The following is a 26,473-nucleotide window of genomic DNA, read 5'->3' on the forward strand; positions in this document are numbered from 1 at the left end:
TTAACTATGCTGTGCTTGAATTAGAATAGAAGATGTGCGCATAAAACAATGACCGGAAGCGTAATGAAGGTACGCTCAAGAAAGATGATGACAAGATCAAAAAACTTTACCGGTAGTTTGCTTGCAAGCAGCAGTCCACCTACTTCAGAAAGATAGATCAGCTGAGTGACAGATAAACAACCAATAATAAAGCGGGTCATTTCACTTGAGATTTCAGCCCCGATCAATGCAGGTAAGAGCATATCAGCAAAGCCGATTAACAACGTTTCACTCGCAGCTGCTGCCTCAGGAACCTGCATAAGTTCCAATAATGGAACAAACGGTTGACCAAGAATGGTGAAAAAGGCTGTTTCTTCTGCAAGAACAACAGCAGCTGTACCAAATGCCATAACAACAGGTAGTACGCCAAGCCACATATCAGCGACATTTTTTAATCCGCCTTTCAGTACAGCAGCGGGTCTTGCCTGCTCAGCTCGATCTAAAGCTTGTTGCCAGCCGGTGACAATCACCGGGGATGTGTGTGAATCACGCGGTTTTGCAGGAGCTTTCACACCAGATGCGAACGTATTCTTTTTCATGGATAACGGGGGAATCCGCGGCATGATTAGCGCAGCGATAAAGCCTGCAACAAGCACAGTTCCATAGAATGGTAGAATTAAATGTTCGATATCTAGGTAACCAAGAATCGCAATCGTAAATGTGATGGAAACAACAGAAAAGGTGGTACCAATGACTGCAGCTTCGCGCGCCGTGTAATGACCTTGTTCATACTGCTGGTTTGTTAAAAGAACACCAATTGTTCCATCACCAAGCCACGAGGTTAATGAATCAATTGATGAGCGTCCCGGCAAGGTGAAAAGTGGACGCATGATCGGGTTTAAAAGCGCACCGAAAAATTCAAGCAGGCCGAAATTTAATAAAAGCGGGAGAAGTAGACCTGCAAATAAGAAGATCGTAAATAAAAGTGGTAGTAAGTCGTGCATCATGAGCCCGCCGGTAAACTCTTGAATAACAGCTTCTGGTCCAACTTCAAAATAAACAAGCAGCGCAAAGACCATACCGATGATCCGGACAGCCATCCAAAATCCACTTACTTGAAACAAAGCATGTAAGAAGCTGTGTTCCCCGGGCCGGTACACACCCGTTTTAACAATGAGGGTGCCGAGCACAGACAAGGTGATCGTTACAGTTACAAGCGCCGGAAGCCATGGTTCGAGCCATCCTTCCAATGTTTCAGCCGCTAAAGCGACAGGGATTAAAATGTCTCCACCAACTTGCAGCGGAACCATAAATAAGAAAATCCCGATAAGTGAAAAACCAATCAGTTTAAAGGTTGCAATCGTTTTGGCGTTCAATGAGTTTCTCTCCTCTCTATGATATAGCGATAGCGCTAATCGGTTTGAAAATCGATTTAGAACCTTTTAAAACATCCTTATTTAACGTATAAGGAAATGAACAGTTTAGCAAGGGTTGACTTATAAAAAGACGGTATAAGTGACGTTTTTTTGTCGCTGAAACAAATTTAAGGCCTAGAATGCATTTTCCTTTCTTGAGAAACCGCCCTACAAGGCGTATGATGGTCGATGAGGTGAAGATAATGGAACGATTACAAAAAGTGATTGCACAGGCAGGTATTGCATCAAGGCGTAAAGCAGAAAAATTGATTGAAGACGGTCGTGTTCAAGTCAATGATAAAACGGTGGTAGAACTCGGAACAAAAGTTCGTCCGGGTAAAGATAAAGTAACCGTCGATGGCGTCCCGCTTGATCGGGAAGCCCCGGTATATTATTTATTTTATAAGCCGAGAAAGGTATTATCGGCAGCGAACGATGACCGCGGTAGAACGACAGTGGTTGATTACTTCCCTGAGGTAAAGGAACGCATCTTTCCTGTCGGACGGCTTGATTATGAAACAAGCGGGTTAATGATTTTGACAAATGATGGTGAATTTGCCAATGAGCTCATGCATCCGAAAAACCGGGTGCCTAAGACGTATATTGCAAAAGTGAAAGGTAAACCTTCACCGCAGCAGTTAAAACAGCTTGAGCGTGGGATTGAACTTGAAGATGGGAAAACGGCTCCAGCAAAAGTGAAGTTTAAAACAGGGGATAAAAAGAAAGATACATCCATCATTGAAGTCGTGATGCACGAAGGTAAAAATCGGCAGGTGCGCCGCATGTTTGAAGCGATTGATCATGAAATTGTAAAGTTGAAAAGAGAACAGTACGCATTTTTAACGCTCGACGGCTTAAACGCTGGTGAATCACGCCCGTTAAAACCGATTGAAGTGCAGCAGCTTCGAGAAAGTGCTGTCACGAAACCTTCAAAAAAAAGCTGACCCACGCCGGTATCTCCCTCGTTATAATGGGGGAGAAACGAATGTGGATAAGCTAAAGAAGAGGCAGGCATTAAAGGTAGATCAGATGATAAAAATGCCTCTAACGCTGTGCTCAAAGTCGGACGGATCCGGGTCACGTACCGGAACAGCACAGTGATGTCTATGCTTGGCAGCTGATCCCTTCTGGATCCGAAACGTGAAGTAGAGGTGTTAACTGATGGAAAAAGTCACCTGTGAATGCGGTCACCAAAACCCGTATGGAACAGAGCTTTGTGAGCGCTGCGGCAAACCGTTAAAAGAACAGCAGCAGCTTTTAAATATGCGCTACGAAGGGGTAGCCCGCCGTTCACAAACGTACAACCGTTCTGTGGTGGATAAAGTTTGGAATTTCTTTTCTTCCGTTAAAGTAGGGATCTGGATTATCTTTTTAATCCTCGTTGCTTCGATTTTCGGAACGATATTTCCGCAAGAAATGTTTATTCCGCCAAACGTAGACCCTGCCCAGTATTACGGAGAAGAGTATGGAATTGCCGGCGAGATTTTTTATACACTCGGATTTCATAATTTGTACGGCTCCTGGTGGTATATTGCACTGCTTGCGGCATTAACGACATCGTTAATTATTGCAAGTATTGACCGGGTCGTCCCTTTGTACCGGGCGTTAAAAAATCAGCGCGTTACGAGGCACAAAAGCTTTCTAAGCCGTCAGCGTATTTTTGGCGAAAGCGATGTAGCTTCTCAAGATGCGACGTATGAAGCTGTGAAAGAAGGGTTAAAAAAGAAGAAGTATAACATCTCCGAAGAAAACGGGAATCTCGTAGCCGAAAAAAACCGCTTCGCCCGTTGGGGACCTTATGTCAACCACGTCGGATTAGTTTTATTTCTTACCGGCGCTATGCTCCGCATTTTTCCGGGGATGTATGTCGATGAAAACGTTTGGGTTCGTGACGGTGATACAGTGCCCCTCCCAGGCACAGATAGCCAGTATTACTTAGAGAGCGAAGGTTTTACGATGGAAACTTACGATGAAGACGATGAAATGTATGCAGAAGCTTTAGAACGCAGCGGAGGTCCAATCACTGAGACTTACCGTACAGAAGCCGTTTTGTATGAACGTGTAGATGGCAATGTTGTCGGGGTGGATAGTGAACAACAAAAAGTGAAATCACACGATATTGAAGTTAACGATCCATTGACCTACGATTCCTATTCCATTTATCAAGTGGATTATAAACTCAATGAGCTTTATGAAATGGACTTTGAACTTGAAAGTGAAGAAACAGGCGAAGTATATGGTGATTTTACCGTCAATTTGTTTGACCCTGAAGACAGCTATGAAATTGATGATGAACGTGAGGTAACAATTCACAGCTACTTCCCAGACTTTTATTTTGACGATGATAATGAGCCGTCGACACGTTCAAGCATTCCTGATAATCCGGCGTTTATTTTTGCGTTTGACGGACCTGAAGTTGAAGGAACGGAGCATCGTTTCGTCGGTATTCAGCAAAACCATCCTGTTACTGAAGACCCGGTGTATAACGTCAGCTTTGCCGGGATCGATACAAATCATGTAACAGCACTTACTGTAAGAAAAGATTTAACGCTGCCATTTCTCATGGCCGGTGGAGCGATCTTCATGATTGGTCTAATTCAAGGCTCCTACTGGACGCACCGCCGGATCTGGCTGCAAAAACGCGGTGATGATGGTTTTTATGTTGCAGGTCACACAAATAAAAACTGGGAGTCATTAAAGCGCGACGTAAACGCAGCGATTGATGGAACGGATATTGAATCGCCGGAAGATCAAATTGTTAAAAAAGAAGAAAGCAAAAAGCAGTCTGCCTCCGCTGATGATCGTGCGGATACAGGTGAAGCGGATAAAGGAGGCCGTTAATGTATGGCTGAATTAAGTCAAAACCTACTGATGGTGGCGTTTTTCTGCTACTTTGCAGCAACGGTATTGTTTGCTGTTTCAGCGACCGGGAAAAATTTTAAAAACAGTAGTGGAGATTACGTGAACCGGTGGGGAACGTACGGTTTTATTATGTCAATCATAGGCGTTTTGTTTGCCTTAGGTTACTTTGGATTTCGGTGGGCAGCCGCAGGTCATGCCCCGGTAAGTAACATGTTTGAGTACACTGTATTTTTAGGAATTGCGATCGGCATTGCTTTTGTCATTTTGTATGCGATGTATCGTTCGACCATTTTAGGTTTGTTTGCAATGCCGATCATCATGTTAATTATTGCTTATGCTGCCATCTTCCCGCAGGAAGTTGAACCATTAATTCCTGCGCTGCAGACGGTGTGGCTTGAGATCCACGTACTGACAACCGCACTAGGCCAGGGAATTTTAGGCATCAGCTTTGTAGCTGGGTTAATTTATCTTGTACGCACCATTGATGTTTCAAAGGATCGAAAAAACAAGCGCACATTTTGGCTGGAGTTTATTATGTATGGGCTCTTATCGGTACTTGGTTTCGTTATTGTGACAAATGCGTTTAATTTTGCCGGTTATGAGTCGGAGATTGAGTACGCTGCGCCCCTTGAAGATGGTGAAACGTATCAAGATGTGATGGATTATCATCTGCCGCCGATCTTCGGACCGAGTGAAGGCGAAGTTATGACAGAAGGCGCGATGGCACCACTAATTGAGCTTCCTGAATGGCTTGAAGCAGGTGATGTGAACTCTGTAATGTGGGCACTTCTTGCTGGACTTGTACTTTATGGGCTTTTACGCCTTGTTTTCCGCAGAAGGGTGAGTGCCCTTTTGAAGCCGGCAGTTCGTAAAGTGGATCCGGAGAAAGTAGATGAACTTGCTTATCGTGCGGTTGCGATCGGCTTTCCGATCTTTACGCTCGGCGGGTTGATCTTTGCAATGATCTGGGCACAAATTGCTTGGACACGTTTCTGGGGCTGGGATCCTAAAGAAGTGTGGGCGTTAATCACATTCTTGTTCTATGCAGGCTACCTGCATCTGCGCCTGTCGCGCGGTTGGCATGGTGAGCCGTCAGCCTGGCTTGTTGTGATCGGCTTTATGATCATTATGTTTAATTTGATTTTTGTCAACTTAGTCATTGCCGGGCTTCATTCTTATGCATAAAGATTTTCATGCAGGCCAGTTCCGTTAGATGGGGCTGGCTTCCCTTTTAGTTTCGGTAGAAGCAGTTTCGTTTATAGCCGGATGTCTGCGTGTTATACTCAAAACTAAAATAAGGGACGATTTACATTGGAGTAGGAGGTAGAGCAATGTCGGAACAAGCACATATTTTAGTCGTAGATGATGAAGAGCGGATCCGTCGGCTGCTGCGGATGTATTTAGAACGTGAAGGTTATTTGGTTGATGAGGTGGAAAACGGTGAACAGGCGCTTGAGAAAGCGCTCGAGTTTGATTATGACTTAATTCTTCTTGATTTAATGATGCCGGATAAAGACGGGGTCGAAGTTTGTGAGGAACTTCGTGAAACAAAAGCGACCCCGGTCATTATGTTGACAGCAAAAGGAGAAGAAGCGAACCGCGTCCAAGGATTTGAGGCCGGGACCGATGACTATATCGTAAAGCCATTCAGCCCGCGCGAAGTAATTCTTCGTGTAAAAGCGCTGCTCCGCCGTGCATCAGAAACGAAATTTTTACAAACTGAAACGAATGCGAAAGATGTGCTCGTCTTTCCGCACTTAACCATCGATAATGATGCTCACCGCGTACTAGTTGAGGACGAAGAGATCGGTCTTACGCCGAAAGAGTATGAGCTCCTTCATTATTTGGCACAGGCACCGGATAAAGTGTTCTCACGTGAACAGCTGTTAAAAGATGTATGGAACTATGATTTCTTTGGAGATTTACGCACGGTGGACACGCATATTAAACGGCTCCGGGAGAAGTTGAATCAAGTGTCGGAAGAAGCCGGCCAGATGATCTCCACCGTTTGGGGTGTAGGTTATAAGTTTCGTGCGGTGGGAACCGAGTAATGTTTAGGTTCTTTCGAAGTGTGGTTGGTAAGCTTTGGATGACAATCTTACTTTTAGTTTCTGTCGTTCTTGTGATTGTGGCCGTACTTTTAGTACAGTTTTTTGAGCGTTTTCACATTACAGAAGCAGAAGAAGAGCTTACCAATCATGCCGAACTTATCGTTTCAGTCTTGGAAGGGTATGACCATAATGCCCAAGGGCTGGCAACGATTCAACACATTGCCGCCTCATTTGATATGAAAGTTGTCGTATTTGAAGAAGGGGAAGTGTTCTGGGAAAGCGGCACAATGGATCGTAGCGGCGTGCGCCTTTCAACAGACACTTTCACGACAGAAGAAGACTTAGCTCCTGTTTTTGCTGGGGAAAGTCATGCAATTTCGCGCGTTTCGGATGAAGGGGCAAATGAACGGGATGTGTTAATCGTCGGCGCAAATGTGGATACGGCATCAGACGTTTACGGCCCGGTCTTTGTATATCAATCGCTTGCGCACTTAGAAGATACCCGCAGTGAGACAAAGCAGATTATTCTGCTTTCTGCCGGGATTGCTATTGTACTTACGACGTTTTTTGCTTTCTTTTTATCAACACGAATTACTGCGCCACTTCGGCAGATGCGGCAGGTAACTTTTGAAGTTGCTGAAGGAAAGTTCGACACGAAAGTACCAATTTTAACGCGAGATGAAATCGGACAGCTTGCCAATGCTTTCAACCGGATGCGCAGAGAGCTCAACCGGCATATTAATATGCTGAACCATGAAAAAGAGCAGCTTTCCCGTATTCTTTCAAGTATGGCTGATGGCGTGATTACGTTAGATCGAAAAGGATCGATCGTTGTAACGAACCCGCCGGCAGATCGTTTCATCGAGGCTTACGGGTTTGAAAACGGTGAAACAGAAAGCAGCGAGATCCCAAAAGATGTACGCCGTTTGTTTCAAAAAGTTGTAGCGCAGGAAAAAGAGCAGGCGCTTGAATTTGACGTGCAGGGGCGCAGCTACGCTATTGTTATGACACCGCTGTATGACAAAGATTTCGTGCGCGGTGTTGTAGCTGTCATTCGCGATATGACAGAAGAAAGACAGCACGATAAACTTCGCAAAGATTTTATTGCAAATGTAAGTCATGAACTGCGTACACCGATCTCGATGCTGCAAGGCTACAGTGAAGCCATTATCGATGATATGGCAGCTTCAGAAGAAGAACGTAAAGAACTTGGCCGAATTATTTATGATGAGTCCCAGCGGATGGGACGTCTTGTTAACGAGCTCCTTGATCTAGCCCGGATGGAAGCAGGTCATAACGAGTTAAATATTGAAGAGATTGAAGTGGTACCTTTTCTAAGTCGAATGGAGCGTAAATTCAGCAACTTGGCAAAAGAAGAAGGTATCCATTTAACCCATGAGCACGATCCAGAAGCGCCGGTGATGACTGCCGATGCTGATCGTCTTGAACAAGTGATGACGAACTTAATTTCAAATGCCTTTCGTCATACAGCAGCCGGCGGATCGGTCAATGTAAAATCAGAAGCGGTTCAAGAAGGCGTACGTCTGGAAGTGACAGATACAGGCGACGGGATTCCAGAAGAAGATCTGCCGTTTGTTTTTGAGCGCTTTTATAAAGCTGATAAAGCAAGAACACGCGGTCGCTCCGGGACAGGACTGGGCCTTGCAATTGCGAAAAATATTGTTGAACACCACTTCGGCGAAATTACCGTGCACAGTAAAGTAGGTGAAGGCACTACTTTTCGAATTCAGCTTCCGCTTGCACAGGCGCAGCATAGTTTAGAAAGCGAGGACGAAGGATGAAGGCATGGTATCAGGAAAGCTTTCAAGAAGATTATTTACGAATTTATCAACATCGCGATGAACAAAAGGCGGCGCGCGAGCTTGAAACAATCGTTGAATCATTGCAATTAACGCCTGGTATGAAAGTGCTCGATCTTGCATGCGGTAATGGTCGACATGCCCGCTGGCTGGCAAGACGGGGTCTTGAAGTTACAGGTGTCGATTTATCAAGTGCCTTATTAAAACAAGCTATCGAGCTTACAGTAGATCTTCCAGTACAGTACCGGCGTCAAGATATGCGCCAACCGACGTTTACAAACGAAATGGATGCGGTCTTTAGTTTGTTCACAAGTTTTGGTTACTTCACTGAAGACGAAGAAAATGAACAAGTGTTTCATCATGCCTATCAAGCCTTAAAGCCTGGCGGACAATTCATGTTTGACTATTTAAATCCAGCTCACGTTAAAGCAAACCTTGTGCCTGAAGATGAGCAGGAGATTGACGGGATGAAAGTAAAGCAATCTCGGCGGGTTGAAAACGGGTATGTGATTAAGGATATCATTGTACAAGAAGGTGAAAGCAGGCGGGAATATATGGAGCGGGTTAAGCTGTATGACGAGACAGCTGTAACATCGATGCTTCAAGCAGCCGGATTTACAATCCAAGCTGTGTACGGTAATTATGAAGGTACGTCTTTTCATCCTGGCAGCTCACCGAGACAAATTTATACAGCGGTGAAAATGTAAGAGTGAATAAGGAGGGGTTATATGAAGTTATATACTAAGGGTGGAGATCACGGACAGACATCCATCATCGGTGGCCGCCGAGATAAAGACGACATCCGCATTGAAGCTTACGGTACAGTGGATGAATTAAATAGTTTCGTTGGTTTAGCAGCGGCTGAACTCGACGTTGAATTGACTCCGGATGTGGCGCAGGAACTGATCAACATTCAACATGAACTGTTTGACTGCGGAAGTGATCTTGCTACAATTAAAGATGGGGTACCGGAAAAAGTTACCCCCGAAATGATTGAAGCGCTTGAAAAACGAATTGATGCGTACACGGAAGAAGCTCCGGCACTTGAAAGGTTTATTTTGCCGGGAGGCTCAAAAGCAAGCGCACATCTACATGCGAGCCGGACCATTGCAAGACGTGCTGAGCGAATTGTTACCGCCCTCTTAAAAGAAGAAGAGACAAATTTAGAAGTGATGAAGTATTTAAATCGTCTGTCAGATTACTTCTTTGCAGCGGCCCGCATTGTAAATGCGCGTCAAAATGTCAAAGATGTCGAATATGAACGCAGTGCTGTCGTTTTTCATACGTCGAAAAAGTCGTCAACAGATAACGAAAAATAAATCAAAAAAGTGAAAGTGAACGACCTGTCCGCATAGCGGGCAGGTTTTTTATGTGTAAAGCGCATAGTTTGTTTTTCAGTCTGTCACACTATATAAAAACGTTATGCGGAGCTGATGGATGTGAGACGCTGGTTTTACCGCAACAAAGGTGAAAAAAAGACAGACAAAACGCTTGCAGAACACCTTGAAAAATTGAAAAAGGCGAGTGGTGATTTTGAACAGTATGTCGTTGAAACAAACCACGGCTCATTTGTGCTCTCGTATTACGATCCTTTAATAGATAAGAAAACATTATCCGAACAAGTGATAGCTCCGCTAAAGTTAGCAGGTAACACGAACTGGAACGAAGCCGCAGAAGTGATTTGGACCGCAGAATCTCAATACATGCAGGACAAAGATCGGATATTGGATCACTTAGCACGAGGCTATATTTTCATTCGCAGGCATAACGGTGAAAACAGTGGATGGCTTTGCCCGGCAAAAGTTGAACATGAACGAGAAATCAATGTACCGGAAGTTGAATTCAGCGTAGCAGGACCTCAAGAAAGTTTTGTTGAGGGGCTTGATACAAATTTATTTTTAATTCGTAAACGACTTCCAGTAGCAGAGCTTCAAGTCGAAAAGATGCGTGTTGGAACGACGACACAGACTGATGTTGCCATTATTTATTTAAAAGGGGTCGTAAACGAAGAAAACTTACAAACAGTGCGCCAGCGGCTGCAAGATGTGACTTATGACCATATCCAGGATACAAACCAGCTGGCTCAAATGATTCAAGATAAGACACTTACGTTGTTTCCGCAGTTTGTGAACACAGAGAGGCCTGACCGGGTGGCAGCAATATTAGTTGAGGGGAAAATTGCATTTATAAGTGAAGGTTCACCGGAAGCTGTAACGGCACCTGCAACACTTTTGGAATTTTTTTCGTCTTTAGAGGATTACTACCTGCCTTGGTATGTAGCAACGTTTATTCGTTTTCTGCGGTTTGGGGCGGTAGCCTTTTCCATTTTAGCTACACCGATTTATGTCGCTGTTCTCACGTACCATTACGAAATGATCCCGAAAGATTTACTTGCAACACTTGTCGCATCTCGTTCGAATATTCCTTTTCCTCCTGTAATAGAGGCGCTTTTTCTAGAATTTACAATTGAATTGCTGCGCGAGGCTGGTGCCAGACTCCCGTCAAAAGTTGGTCAAACGATCGGCATTGTAGGTGGGATTGTTATCGGGCAGGCTTCAGTTGAAGCCGGTTTAACGAGCAATATTTTGTTAATTGTAGTTGCGCTTGCAGCCCTTGCTTCATTCACCACGCCTGTATACCAAATGGGTAACACGATTCGTATTCTTCGTTTTCCGTTCATTCTTGCTACAGCTTTTATGGGATTAATTGGACTCGCTGTAACGTTAATGTTTACAGTTATTCATTTAATGAAATTAACCTCGCTCGGCCGGCCTTATTTAGAGCCGTTTTTTCCACTTCGGCTTACTGATTGGAAAGATGCAGTGCTGCGCCTGCCGTTTAGTTTCTTCAAAGACCGCCCGCAATACACCCGCCCAAAACGCCGGTTTCGTGGGCCGCAAAAGCATAAACGTCAAGGACAGAAATCACCTGATATTGATGAGTTTTATCAATGAGAGGAGCTGAAATGATGAGCAGTCAACCACCGAAGTATGTACAAACGCCCCCATTTAGTGCGTTTTTTCTTGTTCACGCTATGCAGATCGGGGTTGGGGTGCTCGGATTTCAGCGCGTGGTCATGGAAGCAAGTGGTTATGATGCGTGGATGTCCGTGCTGTTTGCGGGAGTTGGAGTGAGTGTTTCAATTTGGTTGATGTATATAATTTTAAATACGTACGAAGCAGATATTGTTACGATTCACAAGTTATTGTTTGGAAGCTTGATCGGTAATGCGTTGTCACTAATATTAATGATATATTTTTTTGTTGTAGCTGTTGTTATTTTACGTACCTTTATTGAAGTGCTGCAAGTCTGGGTGTTTTACGATTTACAAACGTGGGTGCTAAGCGTACTGGCAGCGGTTTTTTTCTGGTTTGCGTTAAATGGTGGTTTTCGCTTAGTTGCCGGTTTGTGTGTGTTTGGTGTGTTGTTTCCATCCGGATTGTTTATCATTTTGTATCTTCCGCTCGAGTATGCCGAAATTAACAACATTTTACCAATTCTTCAACATAACTTTCAAGAGGTGGCCTTAGGGGCTAAAGAAACCATTCTAGCTTATATAGGACCAGAATTATTATTAATGGCTTATCCATTCATTGAACGTGCGCGCTTATCACATAAATGGGCGCAGATGGGTCACGCAGCGACAGTTTATATATATTTTAGTGTGATGGTTGTCAGCTTACTTTTTTATAGTGAAATGCAAATAGAACGGTTAATCTGGCCGACGTTAACGATGTTAAAAATTGTTGAGTTTCCGTTTATTGAACGGTTTGAATACGTCGGGTTATTTCTTTGGTTGATCGTTGTCACCCCTAATATTGCATTATGTTTATGGGCATCCTCACGAGGGGTGAAGCGAATTTTTTCAATTCGACAACGCACCGCTTTATACGTTATGCTGCCGATTTTCGCCACGCTTCCAACATTTTTCGCGGATCGACAAGGTATTGAAACATTTAACAATGCCGTTTCGACGTTCGGCCTTTATATCTTAATTGGTTACTTGCCGTTTTTATTCATCATTCATCAATTAAAACGGTGGTTAAAAGGAGGGCGCAGAAATGAAACGAACTAAGTGCGTTCTCGTTTTTTTACTTATATTAACTTCGTGTGTCCACACTGAAATTATAGATCAAATTGCTTTAGTTCAAACAATTGCTGTAGATGATGCAGGAGAGGATGGTTTTGAAAAAACGGTTACTTTCCCTGTGTTTTTAGAACAAGGTGAGGAAAGTTTGATGGAAACGAAAGCGTTAAGCACAACTTCAAGTACATTGAAAGAAGCAAAAACACTTTTAAATATGCGGTCACAACGACCGGTTAGCTACGGGCAGATCCGAACAGTGATTATTGAAGATGATTACGCTGAAAAAGGTTTAGAACACATCGTAGAGCCGCTCTACCGTGATCCATTAATTGGTTATCGGTTAAACTTAGCGATATTTGATGTGAATACGAAAGATGTCATTGAGACCATTCGTGACAGGGATAAAGAACGTGCCGGCGTTATGATTTCAGAAATGATTGATCAAAATCAGGAGCATGAAAATATTCCTCATACAGATCTGCACCGTTTTTTGTTTACGTTGTATAGTGATGGCCGTGACCCAGTACTTCCATTAATGACAACGATAGATGATCATCCGGCTGTTCAAGGCATCGGTGTACTTACAAGTGGGAAAGGTAAGCTTGTTCATACGCTCGATTTAAAAGAATCGTTTTTATTAAAATTGCTTTTAAGTGGGTCAAAAGAAGGGACCCAGATTTTTAATATTGAAGAAGGTCCTTTTTCCGGACAAGCACTTATCGACCAAATTGATTCAAAGAGAAGGATCAAGGTAAATGAAGACGGAACGCATTATGAAATTTCACTTGATCTAAAGGGTGTATTAACCGATTTTACTGGAGAAACAAATACAGATGAACCTAAGTTGATTTCTGCGATTGAAAAAACGGTGAAACGGGAAGTGAAAGACGACATGGAGAACCTTGTGAAAACCTTACAGGAAAAGGGGGTCGATCCAATCGGTTTTGGGGAAAAATACCGAAGCCAAACCCGCGATTGGAATGCAGAGATGTATTATGATACCCTTTATGAAAATTTTAATTTTGATGTTGATGTTAAAATGCAGGTGATCCAAACAGGTGCCATTGAATAAAACTTTCAACCGGAGTTATGTCAGTTTTTGTGGTAGAATGAAGGTGGAATATCAATGAAAGGCGTGTGCGTATGTGCAATACGGGTGCTTATCATGTGAATGTTCCTGCTGGGCTTTTACAGTGGTTGAACCAACAAGCGCGGGAGGAAGAGGCGTGGCTCGGACGTTTTTTTGTAAGTGTATTGTATAAGATTTCACGTCACGACACCATACGTCACGATGGTGATGGTTTGCTGCACCGGCGGTTTTGGGTGGGGATTGAAGCTGCCTTTGGTGTAAAAATGCTTCCCAATCAACGGGCAAAGCCTTCAGATGTGCAGCTGTATGAATTTTTTCATCAAGTAGCTGCTGAAGAAGGATGGCTTCAAAGCGACGGCAAGTATTATCAGCTAACAGAAAAAGGGCGGGGGTTTTTATTGCAGCCTGAAAGCAGTCAAATTGCTTTAGTGCTTGAATATGTTTGGCCGCCTGCTCAGCTTGAATATAGTTTATATGAAACAAGCGCCGGTATATAAACCGGCGCTTGTTAATATTAGAACAACTTTGCGACGTTGTTGCTGAAGGCAACCGGGTCTTCAAGCGGGAGCCCCTCAATTAAACGCGCTTGATTGTATAATACGTTTGTATAAAGTTGTACCTGTTCATTTTCACCGTTGTCATGAGCATCTTTCAATTTCGCAAAAACGTCATGATCAGCGTTAATCTCTAACGCTTTATCTGCTTGAATGCCTTGGTTTTCAGGCATCGCCTGCAGTGTCTTTTCCATTTCAATTGAAATGTCACCTTCAGCTGTTAAGCAGACAGGATGAGATTTCAAACGTTTGGAAGCACGAACATCGGTTACGCTGCCGTTAAGAGCTTCTTTCATAGCGGTAAACAAAGTTTCGTTTTCCTTCGTCTCCTGCTCTGCTGACGAATCTTCCTCCGTTTCGCTTAACCCAAGATCACCGCCGGCAACACTGCGGAACTCTTTATCCTCGAACGAACCGAGCATTTTTATGGCAAACTCGTCCACTTGTTCAGTTAAATAAAGCAGCTCGTAGCCGTGATCAAGCACGCGCTCTGCCTGTGGTGTCTTTTTCACCTTGTCGATCGAATCACCGGCAGCATAGTAAATGTAAGGCTGGTCTTCAGGCATCCGTTCAACGTATTCCTGCAAGGTGATAAGCGACTCATCACGAGAAGAGTAGAACATGATCAAGTCTTTTAAATCCGCTTGATTTTGACCAAAGTCAGTATAAACTCCGTATTTCAATTGTGTACCGAACTGCTTGAACATTGCTTCATAAGCTTCACGTTCATTCTTAAGCATTTGCTTAAGTTCGTTTTTAATTTTCGTTTTAATATTTTTAGCGATTGTCTGCAGCTGTCGGTCCTGCTGCAAGATTTCTCTTGAGATGTTAAGCGATAAGTCTTCAGAGTCGACCATCCCTTTGACAAACCCGAAATATTCAGGGAGAAGGTCACTGCATTTTTCCATAATTAAAACGCCGTTGGAGTATAGCTCAAGTCCTCGTTCGTACTCATTTGTATAGAAATCAAACGGCACTTGGCCTGGTATATAAAGAATGGCGTTATAACGAATCGTGCCGTCAACATTAATGTGCATGTGTTTGACTGGCGTATCAAAGCCGTAACGTTTTTCATGATAAAAGTTTGTATAATCTTCATCCGTTAATTCGCTTTTGTTTTTCTTCCAGATCGGGATCATGTTGTTAATGGTCTTCTCTTCGACCGCTTCTACGGTTTCACCCTCATCATCTTCAGCTGCATGCTGCACAGTGACGTCCAATTTAATTGGATAGCGGATAAAATCTGAGTATTTTTTAATGATGCTGCGAAGTCGGTCTTCTTCTAAAAACTCATCAAATGCTTCATCTTCATGATTTTCTTTTAAGTAGATGGTAATGGTTGTGCCGGTTTCCCGATTTGAGATAGGTTCAATTGTATAGCCTTCTACACCTTCTGACTCCCAGCGGTAAGCTTCGTCAGCGTGATAGCTCTGCGTTTCCACAACAACTTTTTGTGCGACCATAAATGCAGAGTAAAAGCCGACACCAAACTGGCCGATGATGTCGTGGCCATCTTCAATTTCGTTCTCATTTTTGAAGGCAAGTGAACCACTTTCAGCAATGGTACCGAGGTTGGTTTCAAGTTCTTCTTTTGTCATCCCGATTCCTGTATCACGAATGGTTAACGTTCTGTTCGTTTCATCGGTTTCGATTTTGATAAAGTAGTCTTCAGGGTCGAACGTGACAGCATCATCTGTTAAAGCTTGATAATACATTTTGTCGATAGCATCACTTGCGTTTGAAATAAGTTCGCGCAAGAATACTTCTTTCTGCGAATAAATCGCATTCACCATGAGCTCGAGCAGTCGTTTCGACTCAGCTTGAAACGTTTTTGTTTCCATGTCCGTCACTCCTTCAACTGTTTCATTGATGTTTCGTTTAGCACTCGTAACAGAAGACTGCTAAACTGTTCAATTCTATATTGTACGTGAAACACTTTTGATGTCAATTAATATGAAAAAATCCCCGCCAAATAACAGCGGGGATTTTACGTATAGACAAACTTTTAAGAAAAGCGGAGGTTGATGTCGCTTTTCGGCGGACGCTTTCAGCCGGAGGGAGAAAGTGCGACATCGGTTTGATCTATGCTAACGCTTAATCTCACCGTGTTTTCTTAGCCTCTTGTACCGCCTCAACTTCTTTGGCAGACAACTGCTGCTTTGCGGGATTTTCTCACTCGTTGTTCTAAGTAGGTGTCGCCGAGGCACATCAGGATTGCGTCATTTGATCGTAATGAATTGTAAAGATCTTTTTGATTAAGACAAAAGCCACATCCGTTTCAACATAATGCTTCATAAATAAGCAAACGAACCCTATACATTGGAAATAATAGATGATCTTAAATGTAAAAGTGACCGAAACGAAAGACGGCGACTCCCAGAGGATTAAGCGCAGGCTGAAGATCCACTTGTTCGATTGACCATCAAATCGAACAAGTTAGCTGAAGCCAAGCCCTCGGGAAAGCGTCCGCTTTCGTTCCGGTTACGTTCATTTTTCGGTTTTTTTTACTTTGTCGACAGTCTGAACCGCGGGGATTCAGTATTATACTTCAATTTTGTCGGCTTTATAAATTTCGTCAATTGAGGTAAGCACTTGAACGACGTGCTCGGTTGGCTCGCGGTCGACGGCAAGCATCATAATCGCGTCGCCGCCTTCAGTCTGCCGTCCAACCTGCATTGTTGCAATGTTGACACCTTCTTCACCGAGAAGCTGACCCATTTTTCCGATCACGCCGGGTTGATCGCTGTGTTGAATATAAATTAAGTGACCTGTCGGGAAGAAATCAACATTAAAGCCATTAATATTGACGATGCGCGGTCCGTATTCTTTCACATACGTACCTTGTAGTGAGAAGGAACCGTGATCACCGTGAACAACAGCATGAACGATGTTAGCGTAACCGTAGGCGTTGTGCAGCTGTTTTTCGCCGTATGTGATTCCGCGCTCTTTTGCAGTCAAGGAAGCATTTACATCGTTGACTGGTGCATCAATCCGCGATCCTAAAAATCCGGCAACTAAGCTTCTCGTTAAGATGGATGTTTCAACGTCTGCTACATCACCGCCGTAATTCACTTCGATTTCTTGCGCTGGTGACTTCATGCACTGGGACAAAATATTACCCATCTTACGCGTTAAGTCGTAAAACGGTTGAACTTCTGCATAGCGCTCTTTTGACATTGCTGGTAAGTTAATGGAGTTCAGTGCCGGCTGTCCATTTAAGAAGTTGCGTACTTCTTCAGCTACCTGCACGGCCACGTTCATCTGCGCTTCCTGCGTTGAAGCTGCGATGTGCGGGGTTGCAATGACGTTAGGGTGGCAGGCGAGTTCAGTATTTGTCACAGGCTCTTCTTCAAACACATCAAGGGCTGCGCCGCTGATGTGTTCGTTATCCAAGTAATGCTTTAAAGCTTCCTCATCAACGATCCCGCCGCGGGCGCAGTTTAACAAGAAGACACCCGGTTTCGTTTTACCGATGTTCTCCATGCCGAGCAGACCTTGTGTATCTTTTGTCAGTGGAGTGTGTACTGTGATGTAGTCTGCTTGTTTGAGCACTTCATCAAGTTCTACACTTTCAACCCCAAGCTTTTCCGCCCGAGCCTTTGTTAAGAATGGATCATAAACGAGTAAATCCATTTCAAATGCTTTCGCACGTTTGGATAATTCAGCGCCGATCCGACCGAATCCGACGATACCTAGCGTTTTATGGCGCAATTCGCGGCCTTGAAATGCTTTACGGTTCCATTCTTCATTTTTAATTGAAGCGTTTGCCTGTGGAATGTTGCGGCTCGCTGCCATTAACATAGCAAATGTATGCTCTGCTGTAGAGATGGTGTTACCATCAGGTGCATTTACAACGACAATGCCTTGCTCTGTCGCTTTATCCACATCAATATTATCTGTGCCGACACCGGCTCTTGCAATAATTTTGACATTTGTTAGCTGTTCAAGCAGAGCTGCATCAACGGTCGTCTGACTGCGTACGATCAGTGCGTCGTATTGCGAAAGATCACCTGCATTTGCCGCATTCTCCATGGTGACGTTTAAATTATCATCACCTACAAGTGGGGCAAGACCTTTTTCGCTAACTGGGTCGGAAACTAAAATGTTATACATCGCTTGATCGGCTCCTTCGGTTTTGTTCGTTGTAGGGTTTGCATTCACCTGCATCATACGACTCCACTCCTTCTCAACTCATCTTTGTCTAAAAAACGCATATATATGAAAGCGTTTCATAAAAACGCCCCTCACGAGTTGAACTCGTGAGGGGCGGGGTTCCCGCGGTACCACCCTCGTTTTGCAGCTGGAGCTGCCTCAAGAAAGCGTTGCGCTTACAGGATAACGGTTCAGCCGGATTTTCTTACATCTTATTTCAGAAAATCAGTTCAGAAGTGCTCGTTTCAATTCAACTTCTGCCGGTTTACAGCAGCCACCGGCTCTCTGTTAGAAGCGGAGAAAAGAAAACATCTTCCTCATCACTTTTATGCTGACAGCATATTGTTATTGTCTGATAATTTATCATACTGCAGTACAGGTGTCAATGTTAAAAGTCATGTCAAAGAGATTTTTCTCATAGGGTCTCAAAAGGGGGGGTTCCATGTATACGGTGCAGCATGGTGACACGCTGGCTAAGCTCGCCGTTTTTTACGGAACGACGGTGAATGCTTGGTTGGATGAAAACGAAGAACTTGAACTTCGCACACCAGGATACTTAATCCCAGGAGAAAAACTGAAGCCGCCAAAGCGTGGGCGAAAGCGTACAGCGGCCCCTTATGAATGCGTAGAAGAGTTCGGTCCGCGTGAATTAAAGATATGGATGCAAAACTTACAGAACAAGGAATACGCTAACGTTCGTACAGAGTCCATCGGCGCATCTGTCCTGGGCTGGCCGCTTGAGTTGATCAAGCTCGGTCAAGGAAACAAAAAAATTTTTCTTAGCGCGGGATGGCACGCAAATGAATGGCACACATCCCTTTTTCTTATTCGGATGATTGAAGACCTGCTTAAAAACGAGAGCACTTATGATGGTGTAGAGGTTTCAGTTCTGCCAATGGTAAACCCAGATGGCATTCAACTCGTGCAGGAAGGGGTGTATCCCGGTCATCCATACAAAAACGAAGTTCTTTCGATCAATGACGGCGTACCGTTTTTTGATCACTGGACGGCGAACATACGCGGTGTGGATTTAAATCATCAATGGCCGGCAGGGTGGAAGCGTGAAGCTTATACAAGCCCTCAGTCGGCAGCACCGAAGCATTACGGTGGAAAGGCACCATTAACGGAGCCTGAAACAAGAGCAGTGTATCAATGGGTGGAAGAGATTCAGCCGGATGCAGTGCTTGCTTTTCACTCCCAAGGTGAAGAAATTTTTTGGGGGTATCGGCAGAAAGAGCCGGCAGAAAGTGCATCATGGGCGGTAAGGCTCGCTCAGGCGAGTGCTTACCGGCCGATCCGTCAGGCAGATAGTTATGCAGGCTTTAAAGATTGGTTTATTGACCGGTTTGAGAAGCCGGGATTTACGATTGAAATGGGTCGTGGAGAGAACCCGCTTCCGTTTGCGGCTTTTCCGAACATGTGGATCCACGGCAGACGGCTCGTTTATGAAGCACTACAGCTTGCAAATGAAGAATAAGCTTTTAGACGTCTGTACGTAAAAGGGGCTGTCCCATAAGATATGATTAAAATGATAGGCATGGTAAATATACTTGCTTTCACCAATGGCACAATTGGGACATCGACTCAATCAGCGCTAACGCTTGATTTTGTCGTGTCTGCTTTGCCGCTGGGCCATCCTCAGGAAGTCGCCGTCTTTCGTATCGGTTACTTTTAAATTTGCGCATTATCAATCATTTCCAATTTTATTGTTCGTTTGATTGCTTATGAAGCGTCATTAAGAATTGATTCATGTAGATATCGCTTGATCAAAAAGATCTCTACAATTCATGATCATTAAATAACGCAAGGCTGACAAGCATCGGCGGCGACGCCACCAGGAACAGCGCGAGCCGAAAATCCCGCAGGCAGTGACTTTCTGCCGAGGAAGTTGAGGCCGTGCCTGGGGCAAGCGTCCGCCGAAAAAGCGACGTTAGCCCCCGCTTTATTTAAAAGTTTGTATACCCGCTGCGTAAAAAAGCCTCCAAAAATTGGAGGCCTTTTTACTATTGGTTGTTGTAACGGTCAATGCAGTCTTCAACAAGCTTTGCGGCAGCTTCTGCATCTTCCCAAGCACCAATTTCAGTTGTTTTATTTTCCAAGTCTTTGTACGTCTTAAAGAAATGAGCAACCTCTTCAAGCTTATGCTGAGGAATATCATTTAACGAAGTTACATTCTCAAAGCGCGGGTCTTCTGTCGGTACAGCGAGCAGTTTTTGATCTTCTTCGCCATCATCCACCATGTTTAAATAACCAATCACACGGGATTCGATCATGCAGCCTGGGAACGTTGGGTTATTGACAAGTACAAGAATATCAAGTGGATCTTCGTCCAGAGCGAGTGTTTTGTCTAAGTAGCCGTATTCTGCTGGGTAGAACATTGGAGAAAAGAGAACCCGATCAAGAACGTAAGCGCCTTTTTCTTTGTCAAATTCGTATTTGTTTTGAGAGCCTGTTGGGATTTCTACAATTGCATCTACAATTTTGTTTTCAGCCATTTTGCTTCCTCCTTCAGTATGTACATCCGAAAAGCCCGCCTTGAAAACGGGCTTTTGCGAGCGTCTATTCGAATTTTAGTGCGTCACCGTCAAACGGTTCGTCTGCAATTTTGATGGAGTCTGTTGGACAACCTTCAAAAGCATCTTCCATGTCTTCGAGCAGGTCATCCGGCACTTCAACTGTTCCTTTGTTATCATCAAGGATCACTTCAGCCAGACCTTCATCATCATAGTCGTAAATATCCGGCGCTGCTGCACCGCACGCGCCGCAGGCGATGCACGTATCCTTGTCGACAATTGTATATTTCGCCATTTTTTAATACCTCCTGTTAAGCAGTTAAATCAACCTGGGCTGCAGGTGTAGTTCTTTTCGTTCTCAGTCATATTGTATGCCGAAAACTGCAACTTTTCAACAGTGCCATTTTGAATTCCTCTCGTTTTTCATGTGATATCCGGTAAAATTAAGCTTTAAACGTCATTTTCTATAAGATTGTAACGCTGGTGCTTCAGTCTTTTTTTGTATCCCCGGTCATGATAAACTTAAAAAAACTGTTCGAACCCCCGCGAAAAAGGATGTGCCCGTCATGCAGACCCGCTTTAGTTCCATGCTCCTCCTTCACATGCTCGAAAAAGTTGAGACATTTCGAACACCGCGCTCCGTTTATCATATCGTCACCGGCAAACGCTCTGCACAAACGTTGCAGGATGCACGTTGGTTTCATCTTGATCACTGGTTTCACATCTATCCGCATTGGCGTGAAGCTGCATTTTACACTGAGATTGATGCCGCTCTAAAAACCGGTTGGCTTGCACTTGAGGAAGAAGGGATGTACAGCGTTACACCTGCCGGTCGGGCACAGCTTCAAATGTATCAAAAAGATCAGCCTTTTCCTGCTGCTGTTAACGGATGGCGCTTTGCAGCAGGCTCTCGCGCTTTTTGGCCTCGCCTCCATTTAGCTGTACATACGCTCTCTCATTTAGCTGCCAAAGAGACAAGCTTTCGTCCGGCGGAAGGGTCCGCACAAGTTCAGCAGTATATCAAGGCATGGCTTAAAGGGCAGCGCTCTACATATCAAGAACTCGCAGCGAATTTGTACAGCGAGTTGGAACGAATGCTTCAAGAGCTGCCGGCTTCTTCTGCAGCGTCAGCTGCGGGCAGGTTAAGTGGCTTGGGAATGTCAGGACGTACGCTCGGGCAGCTTGCGGTCTCGCTTAATCTTGAAGAAGAAAGGGTGAAAATCGAATGGCTGAATGCTTTGCACTTTATTCTCCAAACGTTAACGAAAGACCCTGGAGACTATCCTTTACTTGCTTCACTTGCCGCTGATATTTTAGCGCAGCCCCGGCTGACTTATTCGGCATCACAAACGTATCGGCTGCTACAAAAAGGAATGAATTTAACAGAAATTTCAGCACATCGTGGTTTGAAAAATGGAACGGTTGAGGACCATTTCGTAGAGATTGCCGGGGAAGCAGATGATTTTCCTTTATATGAATATGTGTCTCCACAAATTGTTGAACATGTCCGGCAGACGGTGAATGACTTAGAAACGAAAAAGCTGCGAGCGGTCAAAGAAGCGATTGAGGCGTCCGGGCAGGTAGTGAGCTATTTTCAGCTGCGGCTTGCATTATCAACAGGAGAGGAGATGAAGCGGTGAGAATGTCACTTGAAGAAGGACTGCACCGATTTTTTGGTTTTGAGAACTTTCGGCCGGGTCAAAAAGCCATTATTGAAGATGTCATGCACGGACGTGACTGTCTCGCAGTGCTCCCGACGGGTGGCGGAAAATCGTTGTTATACCAGCTTCCTGCGCTGCTGTCTGATGGGCTTGCAATCATTGTCTCACCGTTAATTGCTTTAATGGAGGATCAGGTGCAGGAACTGCGTGCTTTTCGTATGAAGCAGGCGGTCTGTTTACACAGTGGTTTATCCCAACAAGAACGAAAAGTCCGGCTTCATGCAATTGAAAGTTTAAAGCTATTATATTTATCGCCGGAAATGTTGTCGCAGCCGTGGATGCAGCGTCTCTTGAAACATCAAAAGTTATCGTTTGTTGCTGTAGATGAGGCCCACTGCATTTCACAGTGGGGCCATGAGTTTCGTCCGGACTATCAAATGCTCGGGCACGTGCTTGAAGTCTTTGGAAGACCGCCGGTTTTAGCATTAACCGCTACTGCTACGCCAGCGGTCCGTGAAGACATTTATACAGCGCTTCGTATGAAAGAAAACGCCCGGATTCATTTGTTTTCCTTGGATCGGACAAACATTCGATTGTTTGGAGAAAGTGTGATGGATGAGAAAGAGAAGCAGACACGCTTATTTACGATACTGCATCATTTTCAACGCCCGGTGCTCGTTTATGTGATGAGCCGCAGCCGGGCTGAAGCACTTGCCGAACGGGCAGCTGAAGCATTGAACCTCCGGACGGCTTATTACCACGGAGGAATGGACGCTGCTGACCGGCAGAATATTCAAGCTCAGTTTTTAGCGGATGAATTGGATGTTGTCATTTGCACGAGCGCGTTTGGTATGGGCATCAATAAGCCTGATGTCGCAGCTGTCATTCATTATCACATGCCTTCAAATATTGAAAGTTATATGCAGGAGATCGGGCGTGCCGGACGAAGTGGTAAAGATAGTGCAGCGGTGGTTTTGTATGCACCCGGCGATGAGAATTTACCGCATGATATGATGCTGGGCGAGTTTCCTCCGCCAGCAGCAGCACGCATGTTACTTGAAGACACTTCCTTGCACGGGGCGCTTTTAACTGAAGTGGAAAAGCAGGCTCAAGGGATCGGTCTTTCAGAGGTGCAGGCGCGTTATGTTGTGTATCAGCTCTTTAAAGCAGGGTGTTTTCATTCAACAAATGAAATGAAGCAGCTCTCTAGGCCTGCTGTTGAAAATGTTGTTCGCGAGTTAAGTGATCGGATAATGAAACGGAGGAAGGAAAAAGAAGCCCAAATTGAAGAGGTGAAGGCTTATATATTGTTTACAGGATGCAGGCGCCAAAAACTGCTTGCCCACTTTAACGAGGAGACGGTGCTGCAGGATGCTTCAATTTGTTGTGATCACTGCTTGGCTGTCTGGCCACCTGGAAGTGAAAAAGTAAGGGATCGCGAAGATTTGAGCTGGCAGGGCCGGTTGCAAAAATTGTTACTGCCTGACAAACGTTCGAATGAAAAAGGAGGTTTTGGTCATGAGTGAAGAACGATACGAAACGAAAGATCAGGCCGCCTCACTGCGCCGGCAAGTGCAAAAAACGAAGCAGAAAACTGAAGTAGATCAACTTCCTCCGCGTCGTGAAGTGCATCAAGGCAGAAAAAAAACGAAAGTGCGTTGGAGCCTTCCGTTTGTTCGGTTTTTTCTCGTTTTGTTTATTTTGTTTGTCATACTTACTTTAGCGTTTCCTGTCTGGCGAATGTGGTTGTAAAAGAAGCCATCATGATGAAGGGTGCTGCAGGGTGTGTGCGTTGATCTAAGTAAATAAAAGGATCAACGCACACACCCGAACAAAAGAATGTTTCTACGCGGATAACACTTTCCTTGAATTGTGATATGCAGCGCAGAGTAGGCTTGTGGTCTTCCAAAAGCCTTAGACTGAAACGTTTGCAGGCAATAAACCTCAACAGGCAGCCCCCATTGATAATGCGTGCCAAGTTCTTCGTCTCGTACGAGGGACTGGTGTTTTAATTTTTTCGTATGCATGGCATCCCTCCGTTCATCATTCAAACAGGATATATTTTTATTTTACTGAATATTTTGTGAAAATTCAATGAGAAACTCTTATGTTTAAACCTAAAAAATTCCTGTTTGTTTAGAACGAATGAATTTCCTCATTATGAAGTTGATTTAGAACAGATTGAGAAGGTCAGTGAACGAGGGTTGTTATACAAGCGGATTTCAGACTGTCGACAAAGTACAAAATTTAAAATTCATGCACAGCTTATTGCTCCGAACCGCGGGCTCCACTTAAAAACTGAACCATGAACGTGACCTTCGCTTCAGACGGACGCTTTCCCGAGGGCTTGGCTTCAGCTAACTTGTTCGATTTGATTACCAATCGAACAAGTGGATCTTCAGCCTGCGCTTGATCCTCTGGGAGTCGCCGTCATTCGCATCGGTCACTTGTCAATTTAAAGATCATCTAGCATTTCGGATGTATAGGGTTCGTTTGCTTATTCATGGAGCATCATGATGAAGCGGATTTATGTAGCTATTGCTGCTTGGTCGAAAAGATCTTTACAATTCATAACGGTTAAATAACGCAAGGCTGAGGAGCATCGAACAGTACGAGCGAAAATCCCGCAGGCAGTGATGTTCTGCCGAGGAAGTTGAGGTGTTACAAGAGGTTAAGAAGACACGTTGAAATCAAGCGTTAGCGCAGATCAAACCGATGTCGAACTTGTGCCCTCCGGGTGCAAGCGTCCGCCGAAAAGCGACGTCAGCCTTTATTTTTCTTAAAAGTTTGTCTACACGCTGGAACCAGCTTTACTATACAAGCTGGTTTTGTTATGTGTGTTGAATTTCTTTCAGCGTGAAGTCGTAGTCTTCTGGGTCGTCTTCAGTGGGTGCGGCAAGAAGTAAACCGAGAAAACAAAGGAAGACCCCTATACCCATAAAAACGAATGAGATTGTTAATTTTTTCTTCTTTAATAATAGGACGAGAAGTGTAACAAAACCAACACCAAACGAAGCTGTTCCCAATAAAAATACGGTTAAGTCCATGCTGCATCTTCCTTACAACGTTAATCTTTTTCTCCATTATATAGAAAGATGTAAAGCCCGGCAATTCCACAAAGAATCAAATATCTTGCGCGTTCATAAATTGACAGAAATATTTTTAAATTTTTGTTGTAAAATAAGTTGACTTTTTATCAACTGTTATAATACAATGTTATTAACACAAAGCGAAAGGGGAATAAACGATGGAACCAGCAATGAAGTTTTTCCGTGAACTCCCGCCAAAACGGTGCAGAAGCTGTGGAAGCAAAATGAAAGAGCAGGCAGAATCTTACATTGATGATTGTGAAACCTGCGCGCATAAAAACTTGTAAAGCAGCCACCGAGGCTGCTTTTTTTCGTTATTTGTTTCATCTGTTACATAACAAAGGGTGTAAACACGATGATCCATGTTCAACGTTTAATCAGTTATGATAAAATATGTATGATTTTTCGTTGGGAATGGGGCGCTGATATGAATGTAGCGATAGGACTCTTCGCTTTAAGTATCATTGCCGTGGGCTGGGTCGCTTATGAAACGCGGCACTGCCGTGTACGTTATCATCAATTTGGAAACGGTCATACCGACGTGGTGCGGGTGTTGTTTTTATCTGATCTTCATAACCGGCGTTTGTCAAAACGAATGCTCGCAAAGCTGCCTCCGGTTGATGGGGTTATTATTGGTGGGGATTTAGCTGAAGTTTCGACTCCTTTTAGCCGTGTTGTAACGAACATGAACCGTTTGTCGCAGGTAGGTCCGGTCTATGTGGTAACCGGTAATCATGATATGAAACGGGGCAGGTCATTTTTACATAAACTCGTAACTGATGCAGGTGTGCATTTGTTAGAAAATGAAACCATCTATTTAAAAGGGCAGGTTAAGCTCACAGGATTAAGTTATACGACAGAAATTTCAGATATGCAAAGGTGCAGTAAGTTGTACCATGTTATTGTAGCGCATGACCCTGTGCGTGCTGAAGCGTATCAACAAAAGGGCAGCGGAGCCGATCTTTTACTTGCCGGTCATACGCACGGCGGCCAGATTCGCCTGGGGAAAATCGGGCTTAAGCGGAAGGGCGGGTTGTACAACTGCGGTCGAGCAAAGCTTTTAATTTCAAATGGTGTTGGTACTACAAAACTGCCGGTGCGTTTCAATGCCCCTGCAGAAATGCATGTCATTGAAATTTCCCATGAGTTGTGATTTTACACGACTCGTTCTCTCCTCTATACTAAAAGAAAAGTCGATCG

General features: G+C 44.2%; 24 protein-coding genes and 1 other annotated feature. Of the genes, 17 read left to right on the plus strand and 7 right to left on the minus strand.

Features of this window, described 5'->3' with window-relative positions; genetic code table 11:
• Window positions 1-20 precede the first annotated feature (20 nt).
• Entirely contained in the window at window positions 21-1,355 is a 1,335-nt protein-coding gene (locus B0H94_RS03040; RefSeq protein WP_245893886.1) for a YjiH family protein, read from the minus strand.
• A gap of 242 nt (window positions 1,356-1,597) precedes the next feature.
• Here B0H94_RS03040 and B0H94_RS03045 point away from each other — a divergent pair, with 242 nt between their 5' ends.
• The 11 genes from B0H94_RS03045 to B0H94_RS03095 all read left to right on the plus strand — a co-directional run bounded on the left by B0H94_RS03045 (window position 1,598) and on the right by B0H94_RS03095 (window position 13,801).
• Window positions 1,598-2,338: a pseudouridine synthase gene (locus B0H94_RS03045; protein WP_106587774.1), complete on the plus strand. Its 741-nt coding sequence runs from the start codon at window positions 1,598-1,600 to the stop codon at window positions 2,336-2,338.
• Window positions 2,339-2,555: 217 nt separating this feature from the next.
• Window positions 2,556-4,235, plus strand: coding sequence for a cytochrome c biogenesis protein ResB (gene resB, locus B0H94_RS03050; RefSeq protein WP_106587775.1), 1,680 nt, complete (start codon window positions 2,556-2,558; stop codon window positions 4,233-4,235).
• A gap of 3 nt (window positions 4,236-4,238) precedes the next feature.
• A complete protein-coding gene (ccsB, locus tag B0H94_RS03055; RefSeq protein WP_106587776.1) occupies window positions 4,239-5,441 on the plus strand; it encodes a c-type cytochrome biogenesis protein CcsB in 1,203 nt (400 codons plus the stop codon).
• A 146-nt stretch (window positions 5,442-5,587) separates the two neighbouring features.
• Window positions 5,588-6,307 carry a response regulator transcription factor gene (locus B0H94_RS03060; protein ID WP_106587777.1) on the plus strand — a complete coding sequence of 240 codons (720 nt, stop codon included), beginning with the start codon at window positions 5,588-5,590 and terminating at the stop codon, window positions 6,305-6,307.
• Complete coding sequence (locus B0H94_RS03065; RefSeq protein WP_106587778.1) at window positions 6,307-8,109, plus strand: ATP-binding protein; 1,803 nt, start codon at window positions 6,307-6,309, stop codon at window positions 8,107-8,109. The genes B0H94_RS03060 and B0H94_RS03065 overlap by 1 nt, the downstream gene beginning before the upstream one ends.
• Window positions 8,106-8,834: a class I SAM-dependent methyltransferase gene (locus B0H94_RS03070; RefSeq protein WP_106587779.1), complete on the plus strand. Its 729-nt coding sequence runs from the start codon at window positions 8,106-8,108 to the stop codon at window positions 8,832-8,834. The genes B0H94_RS03065 and B0H94_RS03070 overlap by 4 nt, the downstream gene beginning before the upstream one ends.
• A 21-nt stretch (window positions 8,835-8,855) precedes the next feature.
• On the plus strand, window positions 8,856-9,446 hold the full coding sequence (locus B0H94_RS03075) for a cob(I)yrinic acid a,c-diamide adenosyltransferase (RefSeq protein ID WP_106587780.1): 591 nt from the start codon (window positions 8,856-8,858) through the stop codon (window positions 9,444-9,446).
• Between the two features lie 114 nt (window positions 9,447-9,560).
• Window positions 9,561-11,081 (plus strand): spore germination protein, encoded by a 1,521-nt coding sequence (locus tag B0H94_RS03080; protein ID WP_106587781.1) that lies wholly within the window; start codon window positions 9,561-9,563, stop codon window positions 11,079-11,081.
• A gap of 14 nt (window positions 11,082-11,095) precedes the next feature.
• Window positions 11,096-12,202, plus strand: a complete 1,107-nt coding sequence (locus B0H94_RS03085; RefSeq protein WP_181315230.1) for a GerAB/ArcD/ProY family transporter — start codon at window positions 11,096-11,098, stop codon at window positions 12,200-12,202.
• A complete protein-coding gene (locus B0H94_RS03090; RefSeq protein WP_106587783.1) occupies window positions 12,189-13,286 on the plus strand; it encodes a Ger(x)C family spore germination protein in 1,098 nt (365 codons plus the stop codon). The genes B0H94_RS03085 and B0H94_RS03090 overlap by 14 nt, the downstream gene beginning before the upstream one ends.
• 71 nt (window positions 13,287-13,357) lie before the next feature.
• Window positions 13,358-13,801 (plus strand): helix-turn-helix domain-containing protein, encoded by a 444-nt coding sequence (locus B0H94_RS03095; protein ID WP_106587784.1) that lies wholly within the window; start codon window positions 13,358-13,360, stop codon window positions 13,799-13,801.
• A gap of 17 nt (window positions 13,802-13,818) precedes the next feature.
• Here the strand turns inward: B0H94_RS03095 and htpG are convergent, their stop codons facing one another.
• Both htpG and serA read right to left on the minus strand, forming a co-directional pair.
• Window positions 13,819-15,699: a molecular chaperone HtpG gene (gene htpG / locus B0H94_RS03100; RefSeq protein WP_106587785.1), complete on the minus strand. Its 1,881-nt coding sequence runs from the start codon at window positions 15,697-15,699 to the stop codon at window positions 13,819-13,821.
• Between the two features lie 700 nt (window positions 15,700-16,399).
• Complete coding sequence (gene serA / locus B0H94_RS03105; protein WP_106587963.1) at window positions 16,400-17,971, minus strand: phosphoglycerate dehydrogenase; 1,572 nt, start codon at window positions 17,969-17,971, stop codon at window positions 16,400-16,402.
• 146 nt (window positions 17,972-18,117) lie between these two features.
• Window positions 18,118-18,340 (minus strand) — a binding site (T-box leader).
• Between the two features lie 112 nt (window positions 18,341-18,452).
• Here serA and B0H94_RS03110 point away from each other — a divergent pair.
• A complete protein-coding gene (locus B0H94_RS03110; RefSeq protein WP_106587786.1) occupies window positions 18,453-19,487 on the plus strand; it encodes a M14 family metallopeptidase in 1,035 nt (344 codons plus the stop codon).
• A gap of 526 nt (window positions 19,488-20,013) precedes the next feature.
• Here B0H94_RS03110 and B0H94_RS03115 read toward each other — a convergent pair.
• Together B0H94_RS03115 and B0H94_RS03120 are read right to left on the minus strand one after the other, a co-directional pair.
• On the minus strand, window positions 20,014-20,505 hold the full coding sequence (locus tag B0H94_RS03115) for an inorganic diphosphatase (protein WP_106587787.1): 492 nt from the start codon (window positions 20,503-20,505) through the stop codon (window positions 20,014-20,016).
• 64 nt (window positions 20,506-20,569) lie between these two features.
• Window positions 20,570-20,818, minus strand: coding sequence for a ferredoxin (locus B0H94_RS03120; RefSeq protein ID WP_106587788.1), 249 nt, complete (start codon window positions 20,816-20,818; stop codon window positions 20,570-20,572).
• 271 nt (window positions 20,819-21,089) lie between these two features.
• Here B0H94_RS03120 and B0H94_RS03125 point away from each other — a divergent pair, with 271 nt between their 5' ends.
• Genes B0H94_RS03125 through B0H94_RS03135 form a run of 3 tightly spaced genes read left to right on the plus strand, consistent with a single transcriptional unit; the run spans window position 21,090 to window position 23,936 of the window.
• Entirely contained in the window at window positions 21,090-22,163 is a 1,074-nt protein-coding gene (locus tag B0H94_RS03125) for a YpbB family protein (RefSeq protein ID WP_106587789.1), read from the plus strand.
• A 2-nt stretch (window positions 22,164-22,165) separates the two neighbouring features.
• Window positions 22,166-23,710 (plus strand): RecQ family ATP-dependent DNA helicase, encoded by a 1,545-nt coding sequence (locus B0H94_RS03130; RefSeq protein ID WP_106587790.1) that lies wholly within the window; start codon window positions 22,166-22,168, stop codon window positions 23,708-23,710.
• Window positions 23,703-23,936 (plus strand): hypothetical protein, encoded by a 234-nt coding sequence (locus B0H94_RS03135; RefSeq protein ID WP_106587791.1) that lies wholly within the window; start codon window positions 23,703-23,705, stop codon window positions 23,934-23,936. Before B0H94_RS03130 ends, B0H94_RS03135 begins: the two co-directional genes overlap by 8 nt.
• A 62-nt stretch (window positions 23,937-23,998) precedes the next feature.
• On the opposite strand, the gene B0H94_RS14960 is transcribed toward B0H94_RS03135, so the two are convergent.
• Window positions 23,999-24,211, minus strand: a complete 213-nt coding sequence (locus B0H94_RS14960) for a hypothetical protein (RefSeq protein WP_146139903.1) — start codon at window positions 24,209-24,211, stop codon at window positions 23,999-24,001.
• Between the two features lie 804 nt (window positions 24,212-25,015).
• Window positions 25,016-25,231: a hypothetical protein gene (locus tag B0H94_RS03140; RefSeq protein ID WP_106587792.1), complete on the minus strand. Its 216-nt coding sequence runs from the start codon at window positions 25,229-25,231 to the stop codon at window positions 25,016-25,018.
• A gap of 200 nt (window positions 25,232-25,431) precedes the next feature.
• Here B0H94_RS03140 and yhfH point away from each other — a divergent pair, with 200 nt between their 5' ends.
• Window positions 25,432-25,560, plus strand: coding sequence for a protein YhfH (gene yhfH / locus B0H94_RS03145; RefSeq protein ID WP_106587793.1), 129 nt, complete (start codon window positions 25,432-25,434; stop codon window positions 25,558-25,560).
• Between the two features lie 68 nt (window positions 25,561-25,628).
• A complete protein-coding gene (locus B0H94_RS03150) occupies window positions 25,629-26,426 on the plus strand; it encodes a metallophosphoesterase (RefSeq protein WP_106587794.1) in 798 nt (265 codons plus the stop codon).
• Window positions 26,427-26,473 lie beyond the last annotated feature (47 nt).

The organism is Salsuginibacillus halophilus (genome assembly GCF_003014715.1).
Classification (GTDB): Bacteria; Bacillota; Bacilli; order Bacillales; family Marinococcaceae; genus Salsuginibacillus; species Salsuginibacillus halophilus.

What these genes read in the sequence shown, in the direction of transcription:
- B0H94_RS03065 (WP_106587778.1), top strand. Translation starts at nt 6,307, where the DNA reads ATGTTTAGGTTCTTTCGAAGTGTGGTTGGTAAGCTTTGGATGACAATC.
- B0H94_RS03120 (WP_106587788.1), bottom strand. Translation starts at nt 20,818, where the DNA reads ATGGCGAAATATACAATTGTCGACAAGGATACGTGCATCGCCTGCGGC.
- B0H94_RS03150 (WP_106587794.1), top strand. Translation starts at nt 25,629, where the DNA reads ATGATCCATGTTCAACGTTTAATCAGTTATGATAAAATATGTATGATT.
- B0H94_RS03075 (WP_106587780.1), top strand. Translation starts at nt 8,856, where the DNA reads ATGAAGTTATATACTAAGGGTGGAGATCACGGACAGACATCCATCATC.
- B0H94_RS03115 (WP_106587787.1), bottom strand. Translation starts at nt 20,505, where the DNA reads ATGGCTGAAAACAAAATTGTAGATGCAATTGTAGAAATCCCAACAGGC.
- yhfH (WP_106587793.1), top strand. Translation starts at nt 25,432, where the DNA reads ATGGAACCAGCAATGAAGTTTTTCCGTGAACTCCCGCCAAAACGGTGC.
- resB (WP_106587775.1), top strand. Translation starts at nt 2,556, where the DNA reads ATGGAAAAAGTCACCTGTGAATGCGGTCACCAAAACCCGTATGGAACA.
- serA (WP_106587963.1), bottom strand. Translation starts at nt 17,971, where the DNA reads ATGTATAACATTTTAGTTTCCGACCCAGTTAGCGAAAAAGGTCTTGCC.
- B0H94_RS14960 (WP_146139903.1), bottom strand. Translation starts at nt 24,211, where the DNA reads ATGCATACGAAAAAATTAAAACACCAGTCCCTCGTACGAGACGAAGAA.
- B0H94_RS03095 (WP_106587784.1), top strand. Translation starts at nt 13,358, where the DNA reads ATGTGCAATACGGGTGCTTATCATGTGAATGTTCCTGCTGGGCTTTTA.
- B0H94_RS03060 (WP_106587777.1), top strand. Translation starts at nt 5,588, where the DNA reads ATGTCGGAACAAGCACATATTTTAGTCGTAGATGATGAAGAGCGGATC.
- B0H94_RS03130 (WP_106587790.1), top strand. Translation starts at nt 22,166, where the DNA reads ATGTCACTTGAAGAAGGACTGCACCGATTTTTTGGTTTTGAGAACTTT.
- ccsB (WP_106587776.1), top strand. Translation starts at nt 4,239, where the DNA reads ATGGCTGAATTAAGTCAAAACCTACTGATGGTGGCGTTTTTCTGCTAC.
- B0H94_RS03090 (WP_106587783.1), top strand. Translation starts at nt 12,189, where the DNA reads ATGAAACGAACTAAGTGCGTTCTCGTTTTTTTACTTATATTAACTTCG.
- B0H94_RS03080 (WP_106587781.1), top strand. Translation starts at nt 9,561, where the DNA reads ATGGATGTGAGACGCTGGTTTTACCGCAACAAAGGTGAAAAAAAGACA.
- B0H94_RS03140 (WP_106587792.1), bottom strand. Translation starts at nt 25,231, where the DNA reads ATGGACTTAACCGTATTTTTATTGGGAACAGCTTCGTTTGGTGTTGGT.
- B0H94_RS03085 (WP_181315230.1), top strand. Translation starts at nt 11,096, where the DNA reads ATGAGCAGTCAACCACCGAAGTATGTACAAACGCCCCCATTTAGTGCG.
- B0H94_RS03125 (WP_106587789.1), top strand. Translation starts at nt 21,090, where the DNA reads ATGCAGACCCGCTTTAGTTCCATGCTCCTCCTTCACATGCTCGAAAAA.
- B0H94_RS03110 (WP_106587786.1), top strand. Translation starts at nt 18,453, where the DNA reads ATGTATACGGTGCAGCATGGTGACACGCTGGCTAAGCTCGCCGTTTTT.
- B0H94_RS03070 (WP_106587779.1), top strand. Translation starts at nt 8,106, where the DNA reads ATGAAGGCATGGTATCAGGAAAGCTTTCAAGAAGATTATTTACGAATT.
- B0H94_RS03135 (WP_106587791.1), top strand. Translation starts at nt 23,703, where the DNA reads ATGAGTGAAGAACGATACGAAACGAAAGATCAGGCCGCCTCACTGCGC.
- htpG (WP_106587785.1), bottom strand. Translation starts at nt 15,699, where the DNA reads ATGGAAACAAAAACGTTTCAAGCTGAGTCGAAACGACTGCTCGAGCTC.
- B0H94_RS03045 (WP_106587774.1), top strand. Translation starts at nt 1,598, where the DNA reads ATGGAACGATTACAAAAAGTGATTGCACAGGCAGGTATTGCATCAAGG.